At 60.8% G+C, this 14,989-nt stretch carries 16 protein-coding genes; 8 read left to right on the forward strand and 8 right to left on the reverse strand.

The features are described 5' to 3' along the window. Nucleotides 1-35 precede the first annotated feature (35 nt). From rplT to pheT, 4 genes are all read left to right on the forward strand, one after another. Nucleotides 36-440: a 50S ribosomal protein L20 gene (rplT, locus tag FHT71_RS24325; protein WP_007798644.1), complete on the forward strand. Its 405-nt coding sequence runs from the start codon at nt 36-38 to the stop codon at nt 438-440. A gap of 272 nt (nt 441-712) precedes the next feature. Then, nucleotides 713-1,795 (forward strand): phenylalanine--tRNA ligase subunit alpha, encoded by a 1,083-nt coding sequence (gene pheS, locus FHT71_RS24330; protein WP_132594098.1) that lies wholly within the window; start codon nt 713-715, stop codon nt 1,793-1,795. A gap of 4 nt (nt 1,796-1,799) precedes the next feature. Further along, nucleotides 1,800-2,174 carry a DUF4160 domain-containing protein gene (locus FHT71_RS24335; RefSeq protein ID WP_132594100.1) on the forward strand — a complete coding sequence of 125 codons (375 nt, stop codon included), beginning with the start codon at nt 1,800-1,802 and terminating at the stop codon, nt 2,172-2,174. 144 nt (nt 2,175-2,318) lie between these two features. Next, complete coding sequence (pheT, locus tag FHT71_RS24340) at nt 2,319-4,742, forward strand: phenylalanine--tRNA ligase subunit beta (protein WP_132594102.1); 2,424 nt, start codon at nt 2,319-2,321, stop codon at nt 4,740-4,742. Between the two features lie 51 nt (nt 4,743-4,793). Here the strand turns inward: pheT and FHT71_RS24345 are convergent, their stop codons facing one another. Next, nucleotides 4,794-5,153, reverse strand: a complete 360-nt coding sequence (locus FHT71_RS24345; protein WP_007790898.1) for a nuclear transport factor 2 family protein — start codon at nt 5,151-5,153, stop codon at nt 4,794-4,796. Nucleotides 5,154-5,247: 94 nt separating this feature from the next. Further along, complete coding sequence (locus FHT71_RS24350) at nt 5,248-6,243, reverse strand: aldo/keto reductase (protein ID WP_183722382.1); 996 nt, start codon at nt 6,241-6,243, stop codon at nt 5,248-5,250. Nucleotides 6,244-6,371: 128 nt separating this feature from the next. On the opposite strand from FHT71_RS24350, the gene FHT71_RS24355 reads away from it, so the two are divergent. Next, complete coding sequence (locus tag FHT71_RS24355; RefSeq protein ID WP_037082257.1) at nt 6,372-7,268, forward strand: LysR family transcriptional regulator; 897 nt, start codon at nt 6,372-6,374, stop codon at nt 7,266-7,268. Between the two features lie 61 nt (nt 7,269-7,329). Continuing rightward, entirely contained in the window at nt 7,330-7,947 is a 618-nt protein-coding gene (locus FHT71_RS24360; protein WP_132594106.1) for a hypothetical protein, read from the forward strand. Here FHT71_RS24360 and FHT71_RS24365 read toward each other — a convergent pair. Both FHT71_RS24365 and FHT71_RS24370 read right to left on the reverse strand, forming a co-directional pair. Beyond that, a complete protein-coding gene (locus tag FHT71_RS24365) occupies nt 7,937-8,380 on the reverse strand; it encodes a GNAT family N-acetyltransferase (RefSeq protein WP_007790890.1) in 444 nt (147 codons plus the stop codon). The genes FHT71_RS24360 and FHT71_RS24365 overlap by 11 nt on opposite strands. Nucleotides 8,381-8,392: 12 nt before the next feature. Continuing rightward, entirely contained in the window at nt 8,393-9,340 is a 948-nt protein-coding gene (locus FHT71_RS24370; protein ID WP_183722385.1) for an aldo/keto reductase, read from the reverse strand. A gap of 178 nt (nt 9,341-9,518) precedes the next feature. On the opposite strand from FHT71_RS24370, the gene FHT71_RS24375 reads away from it, so the two are divergent. Next, a complete protein-coding gene (locus FHT71_RS24375; RefSeq protein WP_132594110.1) occupies nt 9,519-10,505 on the forward strand; it encodes a Gfo/Idh/MocA family oxidoreductase in 987 nt (328 codons plus the stop codon). Nucleotides 10,506-10,508: 3 nt separating this feature from the next. Here the strand turns inward: FHT71_RS24375 and FHT71_RS24380 are convergent, their stop codons facing one another. Genes FHT71_RS24380 through FHT71_RS24395 form a run of 4 tightly spaced genes read right to left on the reverse strand, consistent with a single transcriptional unit; the run spans nt 10,509 to nt 12,993 of the window. Beyond that, on the reverse strand, nt 10,509-10,895 hold the full coding sequence (locus tag FHT71_RS24380; RefSeq protein ID WP_132594112.1) for a GtrA family protein: 387 nt from the start codon (nt 10,893-10,895) through the stop codon (nt 10,509-10,511). Continuing rightward, nucleotides 10,888-11,250, reverse strand: a complete 363-nt coding sequence (locus FHT71_RS24385; RefSeq protein ID WP_132594114.1) for a transporter — start codon at nt 11,248-11,250, stop codon at nt 10,888-10,890. Before FHT71_RS24385 ends, FHT71_RS24380 begins: the two co-directional genes overlap by 8 nt. An 11-nt stretch (nt 11,251-11,261) precedes the next feature. Then, nucleotides 11,262-11,966 (reverse strand): class I SAM-dependent methyltransferase, encoded by a 705-nt coding sequence (locus tag FHT71_RS24390; protein WP_007790875.1) that lies wholly within the window; start codon nt 11,964-11,966, stop codon nt 11,262-11,264. A 28-nt stretch (nt 11,967-11,994) separates the two neighbouring features. After that, the gene (locus FHT71_RS24395) at nt 11,995-12,993 is read right to left on the reverse strand and encodes a glycosyltransferase (RefSeq protein WP_081499035.1); all 999 of its coding nucleotides are present in this window, start codon (nt 12,991-12,993) and stop codon (nt 11,995-11,997) included. A gap of 154 nt (nt 12,994-13,147) precedes the next feature. Between FHT71_RS24395 and FHT71_RS24400 the strand changes: the two genes are divergently transcribed. Next, nucleotides 13,148-14,989, forward strand: a complete 1,842-nt coding sequence (locus FHT71_RS24400) for a hypothetical protein (RefSeq protein ID WP_183722388.1) — start codon at nt 13,148-13,150, stop codon at nt 14,987-14,989.

Raw genomic sequence — 14,989 nt, forward strand, 5'->3', positions numbered from 1 at the left:
ATTCCGCGAACGCTTTAGATTAAGGAGATCATGAAATGGCACGTGTAAAAAGAGGCGTTACCGCCCACGCCAAGCACAAGAAGGTTCTGAAGGCCGCCAAGGGCTTCTACGGCCGTCGCAAGAACACCATCCGCGCCGCGAAGGCTGCTGTCGATCGTTCGAAGCAGTACGCTTACCGCGACCGCAAGATCAACAAGCGCAACTTCCGCGCCCTCTGGATCCAGCGTATCAACGCTGCCGTCCGCGAATTCGGCCTGACCTACGGCCGCTTCATCGATGGCCTGAACAAGGCTGGCATCGAAGTTGACCGTAAGGTTCTCTCCGACATGGCAATCCATGAGCCGGAAGCATTCGGTGCACTCGTTGCTGCCTCCAAGAAGGCTCTCGAGTACCTGAAGGACGCCGGTACGAAGAACGAGTTTGAAGCAGCCGTCAACTAAGCCGGCGCTATTCGAACTTTTGCTTCGATGATTTTGAACCCGCGCTGGCCAGGCTTGCGCGGGTTCTTTGCATTTGGCGCGATGCGATCGAGCGGCACAGCCCGTGATTGGCTGGCTCCTCTCTCGACGTCGCGGGCTTTTTGTGGTGTGCCCGGTTGATTGGCAGCGTGCACATGGGTAGTGATCTGCGACGCTTCATCGTGGCGACCAGCTATCCGATGCATGTTCTCGTGAATTATCGACAAGACTGACGCCCTGTGAGGCAGGAAAAGATGACCGAACTCGAAACCCTGGAAAAGCAACTTCTGTCTGATGTGGCAGCCGCTGTCGACGAGCCGGCAATCGAAGCCGTGCGTGTCGGCGCACTCGGCAAGAAGGGTTCGGTATCCGAGCTCCTGAAGACGCTGGGCGCGATGACGCCGGAAGAGCGCCAGACGCGTGGCGCCGCCATCAACGCGCTGAAGAACGCCGTCACGGACGCGATCACGGAACGCAAGGCGGAGCTCAAGAAGGCCGCGATCGATGCGCGCCTGAAGGCAGAGACGGTCGACGTCAGCCTGCCGGTCCGCTCTTCTCCGGTCGAGCGTGGCCGCATCCATCCGATCAGCCAGATCATCGACGAGATCACCGCGATCTTCGGTGACATGGGCTTCTCGATCGCCGAGGGCCCCGATGTCGAGACCGACTACTACAATTTCACGGCGCTGAATTTCCCGGAAGGTCACCCGGCCCGCGAGATGCACGACACCTTCTTCTTCAATCCGGACGAGAACGGCGAGCGCAAGGTGCTGCGCACCCACACCTCGCCGGTGCAGGTGCGCACCATGGAAGCGCAGAAGCCGCCGATCCGCATTATCATCCCGGGCAAGACCTACCGCCAGGATTCGGATGCCACGCACTCGCCGATGTTCCATCAGGTCGAAGGCTTGGTCGTCGACAAGAAGGCGAACGTCGCCAACATCCGCTGGGTGCTCGAAGAGTTCTGCAAGTCCTTCTTCGAGGTTGATAGCGTGACGATGCGCTTCCGCCCGTCCTTCTTCCCCTTCACTGAACCGTCCTTCGAGGTCGACATCCAGTGCGACCGCTCAGGCCCGATCGTCAAGTTCGGCGAAGGCACCGACTGGATGGAAATCCTCGGCTGCGGCATGGTGCATCCGAACGTGCTGCGCGCCGGTGGCCTCGATCCGGATGAGTATCAGGGCTTTGCCTGGGGCATGGGGCTCGACCGCGTCGCCATGCTGAAATACGGCATGCCCGACCTGCGCGACTTCTTCAACGCCGATGTCCGCTGGATGACCCATTACGGCTTCCGCCCGCTCGACATGCCGACGCTGTTCGGCGGATTGAGCGCGTAAGCCAATGCCGACCTTGCTGATCTGGCATGGGTACAAGTTCAGGTTCTACGCTTTGGATGTCGGCAAACCACCGCATGTCCATATCGTCAAGGACGGAAAGTCCCTGAAGGTCTGGCTGAAGAGTTTGGAAGTCGCGCAGAACAAAGGGTATAGTGATCAGCTGCTCAAGGTGGCCTGCGAGCATCGTGACGAATGGATAGGCGCTTGGGATGACACTTCTTTGGCCTTTGAAACCGACGAAATGCAACCAGTTCGGGCTTGGTGCGCCGGTGGTGAGGTCTACGCCGCGCTTGCGGACGGGCGTGTCATCGCAACGCCTCTTTGTGGTATCCCTTCCTGTCGGAACTCGACGATGGCGAACTTAACGACATCGAGTTGATGTACGAAGGGATTTGGTGGACCGCCATCGACGAGGGTATTTCGGTTAAATGCATGTTCTTGGGCATAAAGGCCCCTGGCGCCAAGGCCCCGGAAAGGGCTGCCTGACCGACCGATTGATGATTTTTGAGACGAGAACAAGACAATGAAATTCACGCTTTCCTGGCTCAAGGATCATCTTGAGACCGACGCCACCCTCGATGAAATCTGCACGCGGCTGACCGAGATCGGGCTCGAGGTCGAGAATGTCGACGACAAGGCGGCGTTCAAGCCCTTCGTCATCGCCAAGGTCCTCTCGGCCGAAAAGCACCCGCAGGCCGATCGCCTGAAGGTGCTGTCGGTCGACACGGGCAAGGGCGCGCCGGTCCAGGTCGTCTGCGGTGCTCCGAATGCGCGCGCCGGGCTGATCGGCGCCTTTGCGGCGCCCGGTACCTATGTTCCCGGCATTGACGTAACACTTGCCGTCGGCAACATCCGCGGCGTCGAAAGCCACGGCATGATGTGCTCCGAGAAGGAGCTGATGATCTCCGACAATCACGACGGCATCATCGACCTTCCCGAAGATGCGCTGGTCGGCCAGAGCTACGCCGCCTACGCTCATCTCGACGATCCCATGATCGAGATCAACCTGACGCCCAACCGTCCGGATTGCACGTCGATCTACGGTATCGCCCGCGATCTGGCCGCCTCCGGCCTCGGCACGCTGAAGGCGCGGGCCGCCCCGTCCTTTGCCGTCGAAGGTGAAACGACCGTCAAGGTGACGCTCGATCTCGATGACGAGAAGCTTTGCCCCGGCTTTGCGCTGCGCCTCGTGCGCGGCGTCAAGAACGGCCCGAGCCCGAAGTGGATGCAGCAGCGTCTGCTCGCGATCGGCCTTCGTCCGATCAACGCGCTGGTCGATATCACCAACTACATGACCTTCGACCAGGGTCGCCCGATGCACGTCTTCGACGCCGCCAAGGTCAAGGGCAACCTGACCGTCCGTCGCGCCAAGGACGGCGAGACGGTGCTTGCGCTCGATCAGCGCGAATACAAGCTTGGCCCGAACAATGTCGTGATCGCTGACGCTGATGGCATCGAGTCGATCGGCGGCATCATGGGCGGCGAGCATTCCGGCTGCGACGAGAACACCACCGACGTCCTCATCGAGAGCGCTCTCTGGGATCCGATGAACATCGCGAAGTCCGGTCGCGGCCTCGGTATCATCACCGATGCCCGCTACCGGTTCGAGCGTGGTGTCGATCCGGAATACATGGTGCCCGGCCTCGAGCGGACCACCGAACTGGTCCTCGAACTCTGCGGCGGCATCGCGGCCAAGGCCGACGTCGTCGGCTACAAGGGCCATGAACCGAAGATTGTCGATTTCCCCTATTCGGAGGTCAAGCGTCTGACAGGTCTCGAGGTCTCCACCACGGAAAGCACCGAGATCCTGACGCGCCTCGGCTTCAAAGTCTTCGGCTCCGGCGAGCGGGTTTCGGTCGCCGTTCCCTCCTGGCGTCCCGATGTCGACGGCAAGGCCGATCTCGTCGAGGAAGTCATGCGCATCCATGGCGTCGACAACATCAAGCCGGCGCCGCTGGAAAGCCATGCGGCCGTCAACGGCAAGATCCTGACGACGCTGCAGATCCGCACCCGCATCGCCAAGCGCGCACTGGCCTCGCGCGGCATGCTGGAAGCGGTCAACTGGTCCTTCATTTCGGAAGATCAGGCGAAGCTCTTCGGCGGCGGTTCGCCGGCGCTCAAGCTTGCCAATCCGATTGCATCAGACATGTCCGACATGCGCCCGTCCCTACTGCCGGGCCTGCTCAGCGCCGCCCAGCGCAATGCCGACAAGGGCTATGGCGACGTCGCCATTTTCGAAGTCTCCGGCACCTATGAGAACGACCGGCCGGAAGGCCAGCGCCGCGTCGCCGGCGGCATCCGCCGCGGGACAGCATCGCTGGCCGGCGCTGGCCGCATGTGGTCGAACAATGCCAAGGGCGGCGGCAAGCCGGTCGATATCTTCGACGCCAAGGCCGATGCGCTCGCCGTGATCGAAGCCTGCGGTCTGCCGATGGGCAATATCCAGATCGAGCAGGGCGGACCGGAATGGTATCACCCGGGCCGCTCCGGCACGATCAAGATGGGGCCGAAAATCGTTCTCGGCTATTTCGGCGAGTTCCATCCTTTAACGCTGGAAGCACTGGATGTGTCCGGCGCGCTGTGCGGCTTCGAAGTCTATATCGATGCGATGGCCGAGCCGAAGAAGAAGGCGACCCGCACCAAGCCGGCACTGGAGCTTTCACCGTTCCAGGCCGTCAAGCGCGACTTCGCCTTTGTCGTCGACAAGTCGGTGGAAGCGGGCGCGATCATCAAGGCCGCATCGGGCGTCGACCGCAAACTCGTAACCGGTGTCAACGTCTTCGACATCTTTGAAGGTGCGTCGCTCGGCGAAGGCAAGAAGTCGGTGGCAATCGAGGTGCAGATCCAGCCGGTCGAGCGCACCCTGACCGACGAGGATTTCGAGGCACTGACTGAGAAGATCGTCGCCAGCGTGACGAAGTTCACCGGCGGCGTCCTCAGGGCCTGAGGATATCGCGTTTTTTGAGATCAAAGGCCGGCGATAGTCTCGCCGGCCTTATTATGTGTGGAGATAATAGAGCTTGTTGACGATCATCCAGCGGCCCTCGATCTTCAGCATCGACAGATAGTCGGTGAAGCGCATGCCAGCAAAATCGTCGCTGACCTTCACGCACGCCGCATCGCCGACGACGTCAAGCATCTGGATGTCCATATGGGGCTGTGTTGTGGGCGGCGCCGAGCCCTCGGCGACGATCGCAGCGATGAATTCTTCCCGGTTCAGCCACTCCACGGCGTTTTCGTAGTGCCCGATAATGTCGCATCGCGGATGAAAGGCCTTCCGCAATGCAGCTTCGTTCGCGAAGGTCATGCCTTCGACGTAGAGATGAACGACTGCTTCGATTGCTTGCTGGTCCGACATGTCTCACCTCGCCAGAACATGTCCATAGCATAGTGCAGGGACTGCTTGCGGCAAGGTCGCCGAAGGATGCGGTATGCATTCGAAGCTTCAACCTTTAGAGGTTGGTCATCGCCAGCGATGCATCCGAGTAGCGCTTGCCGGCGATCTGATCGAGCCGAATGGTCTCGGTCAGTTCGGTCAACTCCGCCTTGCTCAGCACGATATCGGCCGCAGCGGCATTCTGCTCCAGATGGTTGGTCTTGCGCGCGCCAGGGATCGGCACAATGTCGTCGCCCTGGTGCAGGACCCAGGCGAGGGCCAGCTGCGCGGTGGTCACGCCCTGTTCCTTCGCGAGCGCTTCGAGCTTGGCCACGAGTGCCGCGTTCGCGTCGAAATTGCCGGACTGGAAGCGCGGCAGCTGGCGCCGGTAATCATCTGCGTCGAGGTCTTCCAGCGTCTGGATCGCCCCAGTCAGAAAGCCGCGTCCGAGCGGGCTGAAGGGTACAAAGCCGATGCCCAATTCGCGGCAGGTATCGACAACGCCATCTTCGGGATCGCGGGACCAAAGCGAATATTCGCTCTGCAGCGCCGCAATCGGATGGACGGCATGGGCGCGGCGGATCGTGGCGCTGCCGGCCTCGGAGAGCCCGAGTGCGCGGACCTTGCCTTCCCGCACCAGCTCGGCCATGGCGCCGACGGTCTCCTCTATCGGCACATCAGGATCGACACGATGCTGGTAGAAGAGGTCGATCGTCTCGACGCCAAGGCGCGTCAGCGAGGCTTCGGCGACCCGCTTCACATTTTCCGGGCGGCTGTCGACACCCGTCACTGCGGCCGGCCCTGACTTTTCCGGATCGAGCTTGAAGCCGAACTTGGTGGCAATCACGACGCGCTCGCGCACTGGCTTCAGCGCCCGGCCGAGAAGCTGTTCATTGGTGTAGGGGCCGTACATTTCGGCGGTGTCGAAGAAGGTGACGCCGAGTTCGACGGCGCGGTGCAGCGTCTTGATTGCTTCCTTTTCATCGCCGGCGCCATAAGCGGAGCTCATGCCCATGCAGCCGAGGCCGACGGCAGAGACGGTCAGATCGTTTCCGAGTTTGCGGGTTTTCATGCGGAGGCTCCTTTGTCGAGCGAAGTTCAAACCGCCGTCGATACCGGCGGTACCGACGTAACGTAGCGCCCGATCAATCATCAAAAAATACGTGCAATACATAACAGGCTGTTCTAATGATTCGATCAATGAACCGGACACAGCTTGCCCAACTCGCCGTTCTTGCCGCCGTTTCCGAACGGCGGAGTTTTCGCGCGGCTGCCAAGGAGTTGGAGATTGCGCCCTCTGCCGTCAGTCATGCGATCTCCAGCCTGGAGGAGAGCCTTGGCGTTCGACTTCTGGCGCGGACAACGCGTAGCGTGGCGCCGACCGAGGAGGGCCGCCTTTTGTTGCAGCGCCTGAAGCCGGCGCTGGACGAGATCGGGATCGCGCTGGCAGCCGTCACCGAGGCCGGCGGAAGACCGGCCGGCAATCTACGCATCACCGCCCCACGCTTTGCCTCGGATATCCTGCTTGCGCCGCGGCTCGGCGAGTTCCTGAACCGCTATCCCGACATCACCCTCGAAATTGCCAATGAGGATGGCTTCACCGATATTGTCAGGGAAGGTTTCGACGCCGGCATCCGGTTGGAGGAGAGCCTTGAGGCGGATATGATCGCAGTGCGGGCCTCGCCCAGCCTGACGACGGTGATTGCGGGTTCTCCCGAATACTTCGGGCGGCACCCCAAACCTCTGCATCCTTCCGATCTCGTCCACCATCGCTGCATCAAGCGGCGCTTCACCAACGGTACGATCTACCGCTGGGAGTTCGAGAAGGACGGGCAGGAACTCGTCGTCGCGGTTGATGGGCCATTGATCGTCGCCGAAGACAGGCTGGCGCTGATGGCGGCGCTGAACGGCGCCGGGCTTGCCTATCTCTTCGATCTGCGCGTCGAGGATGAACTGGCAAGCGGAAAGCTCGTGCGCGTGCTCGAGGACTGGTGCTCACCCTATCCCGGGCCGTTCATCTACTATCCCAGCCGCCGCCAGATGCGGCCGGCCCTGCGCGCCTTCATCGACTTCTTCAGATATAGCCCACAGGCATAAGATAACGGGTGGTCCGCAGCGCGTCGACAGGGGAGGGTCGCATGGAAGCAGGAGGCGGTGTATGAAAAAGCCAGGTTCTATGAAGGGCTTGGAGGAACTCGGACGCGCGCGTCTTTCGAAGAATTTCTTCCTCCGCGATTTCCTGCATTCCGAAATTGCCGATTTCTACCGCATCCCGAACATCCCTGAAAATCCCGATCTGGCGATTGAAGCGGGGAAGCGGCTCTGCGAGGAACTGCTGGAACCGCTGCAGGCGACCTTCGGCCGGCTGCACATTCGCTCCGGCTATCGCTCGCCTGAGGTCAACCAGTTCGGCAACCGCAACAAGCTCAACTGCTCGTCAAACGCCGCGACGGCAGCCGATCACATCTGGGACCTTCGCGATTTTGACGGCTGCATGGGGGCAACCGCCTGCGTCGTCGTCCCGTGGATGATCGACAACTACAGCAAGGAGGAGGACTGGCAGAGGCTTGCCTGGTGGATCCACGATTGTCTGCCCTATGCCTCGCTCTGCTTCTTCCCCAAGCTCTGGGCTTTCAACATCCAGTGGCATGAGCGGCCGCGGCGCGTGATCCAGAGCTATGTGAGGCCACGCGGCATCCTGACGAAGCCAGGCATGGAAAACTGGGGGGGCAGCCACGCCGGCTTCTACGAGGGCTTCCCGCCGCTCAGAAATTGATGCGGTAGCGAATGTGCCCGTCGCTCTCGACGTAGCTGTCGTAGAGCGCCCGCGCCGTCTTGTTCTGCTCGCTGGTGTGCCAGTAGAGCCGCGACCAGCCGTTCTTCCTGCAGAGCGAAACGAGGTCGTCCATCAAGGCCCGGCCAACACCCTTTCCGCGTGCGGCCGGATCGACGAAGAGGTCTTCGAGATAGCAGTCCTTGCCACGGATCCAGGTGCCTTCATGCGTCAGGCTGAGCGTGAAGCCTATGACCTTGCCGTCCACCTCGGCGACACGCATGAAGATCGCCGACGCGGGATCGGAGTCCCGGCGCCACGTTGCATCGGTGATATCAGGGTCGACCGTGACTTCGTAGAAGGCGAGATAGTCGGCCCAAAGCTCGCGCCAGCGCGCTTCGTCCTCGGGTCTCGCATCGCGGATCGTCACGGTCATCGTTCCCTCCCGTCAGGCGCCGGCCTTGTCGAGCAGCGCCATCGCGTCGTCGGAGAGCGAAAGCGTCGCTGACTTGGTCAGGCTCTCAAGCTGCGACAGGCTGGTGGCACTGGCGATCGGCGCCGTCACGCCCTTCTTTCTGAGCAGCCAGGCCAGCGCGATCTCTGCCGGCTTGGCGCCCGTTTCCGCAGCCACCTTGTCGAGGGCGGCGAGGATGCGCAACCCCTTGTCGTCGAGATATTGCGCAACCCGGCCTTCGCGGGCGCGGCCTTCCGTGTCGGCCTTCGTGCGATATTTTCCGGAAAGAAAGCCGGCGGCAAGGCTGAAATAGGTGATGACGCCGATGTCTTGCCTGACACAGAGATCGGCCAGCGGCCCCTCGAAGCTCCGGCGTTCATAGAGATTGTATTCCGGCTGGATGACGTCATAGCGCGGCACGCCGGCCCTCTCGGCCGCATCGAAGGAGGCCTGGAGTTGCGCAGCGTCCAGGTTAGAGCAGCCGATCGCGCGGATCTTGCCCTGCTGCTTCAGTTTCGCGAACGCGCCGAGCGTTTCCTCGTAGGGCGTGTTCTCATCCGGCCAGTGCGAGAGGTATAGGTCGATATAGTTGGTCTGCAGGCGGCGCAATGAATCCTCGACCGCCTTCAGGATGTAGTTCTCCTTCAGCGTCTTGCCCTGGCCCATGTCGGAGCCGACCTTGGTGATGATGACCGCCTTGTCGCGCGACACCTTGCCGCGCTTCAGCCACTTGCCGATGATCTCCTCGGAATCGCCGCCCTTGTTGCCCGGCACCCAGGCCGAATAGACGTCGGCCGTGTCGATCGTGTTGAACCCCGCATCGAAGAACGCGTCGAGAATGTCGAAGGAAGTCTTCTCGTCGGCGGTCCAGCCGAAGACGTTGCCGCCGAAGACGATCGGGGCGATCGAAAGCCCAGTTTTTCCAAGACGGCGCATATCCATGGCGCTCTCCTAAAGTGCTGAATTGATTGAAATCGCTGACGCAGCAGAACGCCGCCGGGGATTAACCTAGCGCGGCTACGGCCAGATGGAAACCAACTCCGCGAATTGTGATCGCGCCATTGCGCCGCGGTCGTCGCCTCACTAAGGTGCCCGAAAATCAAACAGGAGGACCCAGGCTATGCTGCGTTTTGGTATTCTCTCGACCGCGAAGATCGGCCGCGAACTCGTCGTCCCGGCCATCCAGGATGCGGAAAACTGCGTCGTGACGGCGATTGCCAGCCGCGATCTGGCGAGAGCGCGCGAGATGGCGGATCGCTTTTCCGTTCTCCACGCCTTCGGCTCCTACGAGGAAATGCTGGCTTCCGACAAGATCGACGCCGTCTATATCCCGCTGCCGACCTCGCAGCACGTCGAGTGGACGATCAAGGCCGCCGATGCCGGCAAGCATGTGCTCTGTGAAAAGCCGATCGCGCTCAAGGCCGATGAGATCGACAGCCTGATCGCCGCCCGCGATCGCAACAAGGTGCTCATCACGGAAGCCTACATGGTCACCTATACGCCGGTCTGGCGGAAGGTGCGCTCTTTGATCGCCGATGGTGCAATCGGCACGCTCCAGCACGTCCAGGGTGCCTTCACCTATTTCAACCGCGACCCGGGCAATATGCGCAACATTCCCGAGCTCGGTGGCGGCGCGCTTCCCGATATTGGCGTCTACCCGACGATCAGCACGCGCTTTTCAACGGGTAAGGAGCCGCTGCGCGTCCAGGCTGTCACCCGCCGCGACCCGGAGTTCGGCACCGACATCTATTCCAGTGTCAAGGCCGACTTCGGTGACTTCGAGCTGAGCTTCTATATCGCCACCCAGCTTGCCAATCGCCAGGTCATGGTGTTTCACGGCACCGATGGCTTTATCGAGGTCAAGTCGCCGTTCAACGCCGACCGCTGGGGCGCCGAGGAGATCGAGCTCACCAACCGCAGCCACAATGAATCGACGATTTTCCGCTTCCCGGATAGCCGGCAGTACAAGCGCGAAGCCGAAGCGTTTGCGCGTGCAGCCAAGGGCGAGAAGGAAGAGGTCGTGACGCTGGAGAGCTCTAAGCTCAGCCAGAAATTCATCGACGCGATCTACCGCGCCAGTGAGAAGGATGGCTGGGAAACGGTCTGACGCTTATTCGCCGCGCAGCACAAATCGCAGGTAGCCGAAGCAGCCGAAGCCTAGCGAGGTGACCGAGGCAAATGCCATCGCCGCCAGCGGCTGCAGCGATGGCGAAATCGCGATCAGCGAGGCGAACAGACCGTAGTTCAAGAGGACGGCGATCATCAGGATGGCTGCGACACCGGCGTCGCTGACGGCCAATTTGCCGCCGGTGGTCACTTTGCTCCAAGGCAACAGAGTGCGCATTGCGATGAGTGCGGCGAGCAGGCTGAGAGCGCGTGCGATGAAGGGGCTCATTGCGGTATGCAGCAAGAGATAGAGTAGGAGATCCGCTGCCACGCCGACGATCGACAGTGCAAGGAAGCGCCAAAACAACGCATTGCGCCCGCGCTCAGCCATTGATCGCCAGCATACCCGCGATGATAAAAACTGCACCTATCGCGTAGCGCAGCGTCAGGGCTTCGCCGAGAAAAACCTGCGCCAGCAAGGGCACGAAGCAGAACGTCAATCCCATGAAGGAGTAGGCCATGGTCAATGGCACCGCCTTGAGGACATAGATCCAGATGATAGTGCCCAGACCGTAAAGCAGAAGCGCGGCAATCAGGACAGGGTTCAGAAACAGCGCGAGCAGATTGCGTACGCTAAGTTGGCCGGCTGTCGCACTCGTCATTTTGAACAGGACCTGGCCAGAGGCGATGAGCAGCGGCGTGCCGATAAGGCCGACCCAGTTGCTGATTGAAAGGTTGGAGAGCATGAGGCCGTCTTTCAATTCGCAGCTTGCCTGTCTTCCATGTAGAAGATGTCGCGGCCGATATCTTCGCAGACGAATGTCGGGGGGACCGGGTGAACGGCTCGCAGAAACGAGTGCGTATACGGGAAGAAGTTGAAATGCGGATTGAACGTGTAGCGATATTCGCGCTCCCGCGGCACGACGATGATGAGCTGTCGCTTGGCGATGCGGCGCAGTTCCGCGATGGCTTGCCGATAGTCGAGAATATGTTCGATGACGTGCGTGCAGATCACGGTGTCGAATTCGCCATCGGCGAAGGGCAATCTCTCCACCTTGGCGGCTACGTACTCGATGCGGGGAAGCGACGAGGCGTCATCAATCACGAAATCCACGCCGACGAGGCGGGCAAGGTTTGGATGGGCCGACTGGATGCGGCTCAGCAAGGCGCCGGTGCCGCAGCCGACGTCGCATACGCTTCCGCCTTCGATCGATCCGACAATCCGGGCGATGCAGGCTGCGGAGTTGTCGGTACCTTCATGGACACGCGGATGATTGCGGTAGAGCTCGGCATACTCCTCCGCGGAAAGGAACGGCGCCCGTTCGCGGAACTTCGCAAGCTGACTGATATGGTCACCCCAGACGCGCTTCGCCGCCCAGCGAAAGACGCCGGAGTCCCGCAGAAATGGCGGCAGAACGTCTTCGAGAACGAAGCGAATTCGGTTCGTGGTTTCTCTGTTCATGAAAATTGTACCGTGTCACGCTGAGCAATCATGCGATGCGAGTCGTCTTTTTGGGTGGGGCAGTCGTACGCTCGGCCGTCGTCGATCCGTTACTTCTGGCCGCGACGTTCAAATAGAAAATGCGCAGCTGCTCGGAGCGCGAGCGCGCGACGGAATCGAGAATGAGACCTGCGGTGAAGACCATGAACGAGATCATCATCAGCGCCATGGACAAGACCCAGGTCGGCATTCGATTGACCAGGCCGGTTTCGAAATATTCCATCAGGACGGGTGCCATGAAAGCCATGCTTGCCAGCATGAAGAAACCGCTGATGATGCCAAAGAAGGCGAAGGGACGTGTCTCTTTCATCAGCATCGCGAACATCCAGAGGATCTTGGCACCATCCTTGAAGGTCGAAAGCTTAGAGTGAGAGCCTTCCGGCCGGCGGCCGTAATCGAGTTCCAGCTCGCTGACGGGCAGTTTCAGGCGCGACGCATGAACGGACATTTCCGTCTCGATCTCGAAGCCTGCCGAGACGGCCGGGAAACTCTTGACGAAGCGCCGAGAGAAGACGCGGTAGCCCGAGAAGATGTCGGTAAAATCGGTCCCGAAGATGGTTCGGTACAGCATGTTGAAGATCTTGTTGCCGAAGGCATGCCCCTGTCTGCCGGCGTCGGCATGCACGCCGCGCCGCGTGCCCACCACCATGTCGGCGCGCTCGGTCAGCAGGGTGCGGATCAGTTCCTCGGAATCGTCAGGCGAGTACGTTCCGTCGCCATCCGCCATGATATAGATGTCGGCGTCGATGTCGGCGAACATGCGCCGGACAACATGGCCCTTGCCCTGCCGCCGTTCGCGCACGACATTAGCGCCGGCAAGCATTGCGTGAAGCGCAGTGCCATCCGTTGAGTTATTGTCGTAGACGTGGATTGGCGCACCAGGCAGCGCGGCCTTGAACCCCCGGACAACGGCGCCGATGGTCGCGCCCTCGTTGTAGCAGGGTAAGAGCACGGCAATATTCAGATTGTCGATACGCGATCCACTCATGATCACACCCGTGGCGAAGAAATCCGCACAAGAATAAAGGGCGGCCGTTAACAAGTAGCTATGAAGTCCGCGAAAACCGTTTGTCAGCAGGACTTTTACGGTTTCTTGATAGGCGAGGGGTAGGATCTCGGCACTCAAACGGTGAGATCCGCTCATGACGAATGTTGCCCAGATGATCGATGATACCGCGTCGGCGTCGTTGATCGCCAAGCTGCGTGCCCTGATGTGCGGGCTACTGCCGTGCGTTCTTCTTTACAGCGCACTGCTGATTGCTGCGATCCTCGCTCTGAAGCTGCCTGGCGCAACCGACTATGTCGGCGCCGATAACGATGACGGCATGCGGCTTGTCGAAGTACGCGATTTCCTGAACGGGCAGGGCTGGTTCGACGTGATGCAATATCGCATGGGACTGGGCGCGGGCACCTTGATGCACTGGTCCCGGCTGATCGATCTTCCAATCGCTACGCTGATCAGGCTTTTCGGTTTCTTTTTCCCGCAGGAGCGCGCGGAAGCGCTTGCGCTCGCCGTCTGGCCGCTTTCCCTGACCATCCCCAGTCTGTGGGCCATGGGACTTGCCGGGCGCCGTATCGGCGGCACGTTTGGAATGCACATTGCGTTGGGACTGACGGCATTTCTGCTGGTCCCTAGCAACCGCTTCCTGCCGGGCGCCATCGATCATCACAATGTCCAGTTCGCACTTGTCGCGATTATGACCGCGATGCTGCTCGACGAAGACCATCGACCGCTCAGTTATGCCATCGCCGGATTGGCGGCCGCGACAGCTATCGCGATCGGAGCCGAAACGACGCCCTTCGTAGCGGCGGTATGCGTGGTTGTCGCCGTTTCGTGGACGTGGGAAGGCGAGCCGTTTGCGCGCGCCGCCAAGGCTTTCGGGCTCACATTGGCTCTGTCCATCAGCCTGTTTTTCTTCGGTACCGTTCCGCCGCGTCTCTATTCGGCGGTCACCTGCGATAACCTGTCGCTCAGCTACTACAGCCTTTCGACGATCGGCGGCGGGCTGTTGCTCATTGCCGCCACTTTCGCAAGTAGAGGAATCCGGTTGCTGCGATTTGTCGCTTTGGGCGGGATCGGCGCGGTCGTCCTCACCTCTGCGATCACGATAGCTCCACAATGCCTCCGCAATCCGCTGGCTGATCTCGATCCGCTTCTTGTCAAGCTCTGGCTGGACCGCGTGCAGGAGGCGCAATCGATGCTTGCACTCGATAGGCAGGATCCTTTTACGTTGGGCTTCTACTACTCGACCGGGGTCTTCGCACTTGCCGTCTGTGTGTTCCGCCTCGTTTACGGGGATCGTGTGCGGGTGCATCTGGTCTTGCTTTTTCTCCTCGGCGTGAGTTGGGCAATCGCCGCCTTTCAGGTACGCGGCACGATGTTTTCCAATCTGCTCGCAATCCTGCCGCTGACATTGTTGATCATCGACATGCGCCGGATATCGGCCAGCGACAGCGACGATGTCGCGGCCGCCTTCTGCTACCTTTCCACGGTTCTCATGAGCGTGGCGGCGGTTTGGGGGCTGGCAGGCGGGCTTATCGGCATGCAGGTGGGCAATGGCGAAAGCATCCTCCAGGCTGCGGCCGCAAAGCCATCCTGCTCATCGAAGTCGTCTCTGGCGCCATTGACCGAAGTGCCGATCGGCCTGGTAGTCGCGCCGTCCGACGTGGGCGTCTCGATTCTCCGCTTTACCGAGAATCGGATATTGGCAGCGCCGTACCATCGAAACCAGGGTGGCATGCTCACGGAACTGCATATCGGCTTGGCAGAGCCACGGGAAGCCGAGGCGTTCCTGAAAGGTGCAGGCGCCACGGTTCTCGCCTTTTGCGCCGATAATCCGCAGACCAGGGAGCTTGCGGAAATGAAGCCGGATGGCCTATACGCACAACTGGCGAAAGGCGTCGTTCCGGCTTATCTGAAGCCCATGCCGACGCGTGATGGCACGCCTATTCGGTTCTTTCGCTACGTGCCTGCCGGCTCGTAG

Source organism: Rhizobium sp. BK060, from assembly GCF_014193145.1.
Classification (GTDB): Bacteria; Pseudomonadota; Alphaproteobacteria; order Rhizobiales; family Rhizobiaceae; genus Rhizobium.